Origin of the sequence: Stenotrophomonas geniculata ATCC 19374 = JCM 13324, assembly GCF_001431625.1 — a bacterium.
GTDB classification, from domain to species: Bacteria; Pseudomonadota; Gammaproteobacteria; order Xanthomonadales; family Xanthomonadaceae; genus Stenotrophomonas; species Stenotrophomonas geniculata.
This window is the reverse complement of record NZ_LLXT01000164.1, coordinates 1-4,726: the sequence shown is the minus strand read 5'-3', so window position 1 is coordinate 4,726 and position 4,726 is coordinate 1. Positions and strand designations below refer to the sequence as shown.

Here is a 4,726-nt window from a genome sequence, read left to right as displayed (position 1 = left end):
TCGTGCATTGCTGGTGGATGCCGTCTGATGGCCACGCGAATCGGCAATCAGGACCAACCGCCGTCCGAACCCGGCTCGCTGGATTCGGAGGCAGTCGCCGGCGAACTGGACATCCTGGCTGCGCAGCAGCAGGGCCAGGTCGACGGCAAGACCATCATCGTGCGCGAGTACGGCTTCTTCGAAGGAGCCCGCATCCTGCCTCTGGCCGCTCCGCTGCTGGCCGACCTGCAGCCGCTGTTTGAGGGAAGTGAGCCCGCGTCGATGCTGGAGGTGACCGATGTACTGCTATCGCACCCTGACCTGATCCGCCATCTTCTGGCCTGCGCCATCGCCCCTGCGCCGGGGGAGTGCCAGGATGCTGCCGCCGAGGTGCGGGCACAGGAAGGCTGGCTGGAAACGCTCAATGAAACCGACGGCGAGCAGATGCTGCTGCTGTGGTGGCAGGCCAACGGAAATTTTTTGCTGCGCCGGCTGCTGCGCAACGCCGTCGGCAAAAGGGTGAGCCAGTCGGCTATGGACGGGTCTTCACCGACCTGATCTGCGCTGGCTACGGCCGCTGCTTTGCCGACATCGGTCGGATGACGCAGCGCCAGATCCTGCTCGCTTGGGAGCATGTCCAAGCCCAACAGCGGCGAGCACGGCGGGAGCGCATTACCGACACCAACGCTGCCTATGCCGGGGGCGATCCGGCGACCACCTTGCTGAAGGAACTGAAGTAACAATGGCCGCCACCCGCAACCTTGAACTTGCGATGCGCATCGCCCTGGATATCGAGCAGGCCCAGAAAGCCCTGCCGGTACTCCAGCGGGGTCTGGCCTCGGTCAAGGACGCCGGCACTGCTGCCGGCGCAGGTCTGGAGGGTGTCACCAAGGGAGCCGACAAGGCGGCCGGCGCGCTGGATCAAGCCAGCCGCAGTAGCGCGTCTGCAGCTGACCGGGTGCGAACTGCCGGCGCGTCCATGCAGAAGACGGTCGCCGATGAGATCCGCTCGATCTCCGAGCTTGATGCCCGCCTGCAGCAGGGCGCGGCCAGCATGTCTGAACTGGCCGACACCGAAGCCCTGCTCGACCGGGTTATGGCGCGCGGGCTGATCACCGCCGAGGACTACAACAGCGCGCTGAAGACGCTGGACAAGCAGGAAGCATCGCTGAGCCGCACTGAGCAGCAGCGTCAGCGTTCCCTAGAAGGCGTCATGGGCCGATACGACGGTGCGTCGGCCAAGCTGCAGAAACTCGAGCGCGACGAGCGCGAGCTCCAGTCGGCGGTGGATGCTGGCCGCATCAGTCGCGAGCAATACAACCGCGCCCTGGCCGGCATCAATATCCAGCGCAATGCCGTCAACCTGGCCGAGGCCAACAATCGCGGGCGCGGACCCGGCGCTATCTCCGCGGGCCAGTACCAGATGGCGATGCGCCAGCTGCCGGCGCAGATCACCGATATCACCACCAGCATCGTCAGTGGCATGCCGATCTGGATGGTGGCCATCCAGCAGGGCGGCCAGCTGAAGGATTCCTTCGGTGGTGTGGTGCCAGCCGCGCGTGCGCTGGCTGGCGCTATCACCCCCACCGTAGCCGTGGTCGGCGGATTGGCCGTGGCGGTCGGTGGCCTGGCACTGGCCTGGAAGCAAGCGGTCGACGAAGAGATGGCCTTCCAGCGGGCACTGATCGTCACCAACAACTATGCCGCCACCAGCACTGCCAACCTGCAGGCTCGGCGCGATCAGCTCGCCGGTCTCCAGGGCGTCTCCCGAGGCACCGCTGCTGAGGCGCTGACGAAGGTGGCGCAGACCGGCCGCTTTACCGGTGAACAGTTCGAGCTCGTGTCCCGCAGTGCGGCCAAGATGCAGGCCTCCGCCGGCCAGGCCATCGATACCACCGTCGCCAAGTTCCTCACCCTGAAGAAGGATCCTGTCGAAGGCCTGTTGGCGCTGACCGAGTCGGAGAACTTCCTGACCGAGGCCCAGCTGGCGCGGGTGCGCGCCCTGGTGAAGGAGGGCAACCAGCAGGAAGCTGTGGCGGAGGCGATCAGGATCTACGCCGACCGCCTGGACGACGTTGCTGCGCAGAGCAATGAAACGATGCCCGCGCTCGCCCGTGGTTGGCAGGAGGTCAAGAAAGATGTCAGCGGTGCATGGGGCGCGCTCGGCGACTTCACCAACGCAGTTGTGCAGCTGGCCGGCGAATGGGGTGTGCTGGCCAAACTGCCACGATTGTCCGATCTGCTCGGGTTGGGCGTGGTCGGCAGCACGCTGACCAAGAACTTCGGGCTTCCCTCCTTTGCCGACCTGACCGGAAAGATGGCAGCGCGCATCCGGGCGGCCTCTGGAACCAACGCGCCTGTGAAGGTGCAGATGGCTGGCATCGACGCCCCCCTCACGCCGGAGGAAGAAAAGGCCAGGCAGGAGTTCGAGCGGCTTCGCATCAGCAATCTGAGCAAGGTGAAGAAGCTCGAAGAGGAGATCGCCAATATCCGGGCACTGGGCAAGGCCGGCCGCATGGATGAAAAGTCGATCAAGTCCCTGGAGGCAGAGGCCCGCGCACGCTATGCGGAGAGCCTTCCCAAGAAACCCAAGGGTCCCAAGTCAGAAGCCCAGAAGGATGAGGCAGCGGCGCAGCGCGAACTGGAGCGCCTGAAGCAAGAGATCGAGTTGGTCGGCACGCTGGATGAAAGCCGCAAGAAGGCCACCAAGACGGCAGAGATCGAGGCTGCGATCAAGGAAGGGAACTTCCAGAACGCATCGGCAAAGACCAAGCAGGAATTGCTGGACACCGCCAAGAAGCTGGACTCTGATCGCCTTCGCGTAGAGGCGGCAAAGAAGCTGCTGGAGGTGCAGGATCAGATCGCCAACCTTGAAGGGCGCGGTCCCGATGCACAGCAGGCCAAGAGCTTGCGCGAGCTCGAGGTCACACGCCGGCAGATGGTCGAGGCTGGCAACCAGTCCGGTGTGGCCGAGGTCGACCGTGCCAAGGAGCTGGTCCGCCTCACGGCCGAACTGCAGAAGATGCAGGAGACCTACAACCGCGCAATGGGCGAAATGGGCTTGGCTCAGCAGCGCATCCAGGTTGAGCTGCAGGCTGGGCTGATCACCGAAGCGCAGGCGCGCCAGAAGCTGGTAGATCTGTCCCGGCAGCAGCTGACCGCTCTGGGCGATCTTCCCGATCGCATGCGCGCCACCGCCGAAGCGCTGAAGAACCCCGAAGCGCTGCAGGCTGCCGAGCAGATGGCCGTCAAGCTCAAGGAGATGGCCGCCACCACCAACCTGCTGCAGCAGAACGTGCGCACCACGTTCCAGAGCGCATTCCGTGATGCCCTCATGTCGCTGGCCAATGGCAATGCCACCTTGGGCGAGATCGTGCGCAGCTTCTTCCAATCCATTGCCAGTGGCCTGGCTGGGTATGTGGCCGATGAGCTGTCGGCCAAGCTGGCGTCCACCCTGACTGGCAAGCTGTTCGACAAGAGCGCTGACGTCGGTACGCAGGCTGTAGGTGCGGCCGCAACGCAAGCTTCGGCAGTCGCCTTGTCCTCGGCTGGTAGTGTCGTCACCGCTGGCGCCACAGCGGTCACCGGCAGCGCTTCGGCGCTGGCAGGTGCGGGCAATGGCCTGGTCACCGGCGCGAGTGCTCTGGTGGCTGCTGCTGTTCAGCTCAAGCAAGCCGCCCTCGCACTGGCTGCTGCCAACAATGCCAAGGCCGTTGTCAGCATGGTCGGTAGTATTGCTGGTGCGGCCAGCAACACCGGCACCGTCAGCGTGGGTACGCCTACTCCCGTCGGTAGAGCGCAGGGTGGTCCCGTTTGGGGTGCAGGTACAGGTACCAGTGACAGCATTCCTGCCTGGCTCTCCAATGGTGAATTCGTAGCCCGGGCCAAGGTGGTCCGGCAGCCGGGTGCACTGGCATTCCTGCACGCGTTCAACGCCATCGGCATGGATGCCGTCCGGCGCTGGGGTGCTTATGCCTTTGCCGACGGTGGCCTAGTCAGCCAGATGCCCTCGCTGCAGCGGTCGCCGGTCTTCAGCTCGGTGGCACCGGCCGGGACTCCGACTCCGAAGAACATGCGTGTCTACCTTCTGCAGGATCAGGATGAGCTGGTCCAGAAGTTGGCCTCGCATCCAGCGTTTGAGCAAGCGGTAGTAATGACGGCCAGCCGGAATGGCGCTGCGATCCAGTCGGAGTGGCAATGATGTCTTTCTCCGCCAACGGCCCACGCGTGTTTCCGGTACCGGCTGATTGGTCCGACGCCATCACAGAAACGCTGTCGTGGGCCACCAACTACATGCAGGCATCGGCATCTGGTGTCTCCCAGCATTGTTCGTATCGCTCTGATCCGCGTCGGTCCTTTGAGTTCTCTGTGAAGTGTGAGGGCCAGCAGCGCCGGGTCGTCGACATGCTGCTCGCTGGCCACGGTGGTCGTTGGCTCGTCCCCATCTGGCCGGATGCGCAGCTCATTCCCGCGAGATTGCCCGTAGGATCGGTCGAGATTGCCTGCCGAACCAATGGGTTTGATTTCTTCGTCGGCGGACAGGCCTTGCTGTGGGGAGCGGTCAACCGCTGGGAAGTGGTGACGGTGACCTCGGTGGAAGCCGAAGGGCTCTCGCTCGCCGCTGCCACCGCTGGCACATGGCCAACTGGAACCGTGCTGTTTCCCTTGCGAAGGGCTCAGCTGCAGGACAGCGCGGAAGAGTCGCTATGGCATGACAATGCCGGCATCCGTTCGCTGACGTTCGACG

At 64.3% G+C, this 4,726-nt stretch carries 3 protein-coding genes; all 3 read left to right on the top strand.

Annotated elements, in window-relative coordinates; translation table 11 throughout:
• Positions 1 to 27 precede the first annotated feature (27 nt).
• A complete protein-coding gene (locus tag ARC63_RS22170; RefSeq protein WP_057504406.1) occupies positions 28 to 537 on the top strand; it encodes a DUF6631 family protein in 510 nt (169 codons plus the stop codon).
• 184 nt (positions 538 to 721) lie between these two features.
• Complete coding sequence (locus ARC63_RS22165; RefSeq protein WP_057504405.1) at positions 722 to 4,180, top strand: phage tail length tape measure family protein; 3,459 nt, start codon at positions 722 to 724, stop codon at positions 4,178 to 4,180.
• The coding region (locus ARC63_RS22160) for a hypothetical protein (RefSeq protein ID WP_231298680.1) at positions 4,180 to 4,726 on the top strand (547 nt) is incomplete at its 3' end. The genes ARC63_RS22165 and ARC63_RS22160, both read left to right, overlap by 1 nt.

Bases quoted from the DNA above. Each gene is read 5' to 3' on its own strand.
- ARC63_RS22170 (WP_057504406.1), top strand. From the start codon at position 28: ATGGCCACGCGAATCGGCAATCAGGACCAACCGCCGTCCGAACCCGGC.
- ARC63_RS22165 (WP_057504405.1), top strand. From the start codon at position 722: ATGGCCGCCACCCGCAACCTTGAACTTGCGATGCGCATCGCCCTGGAT.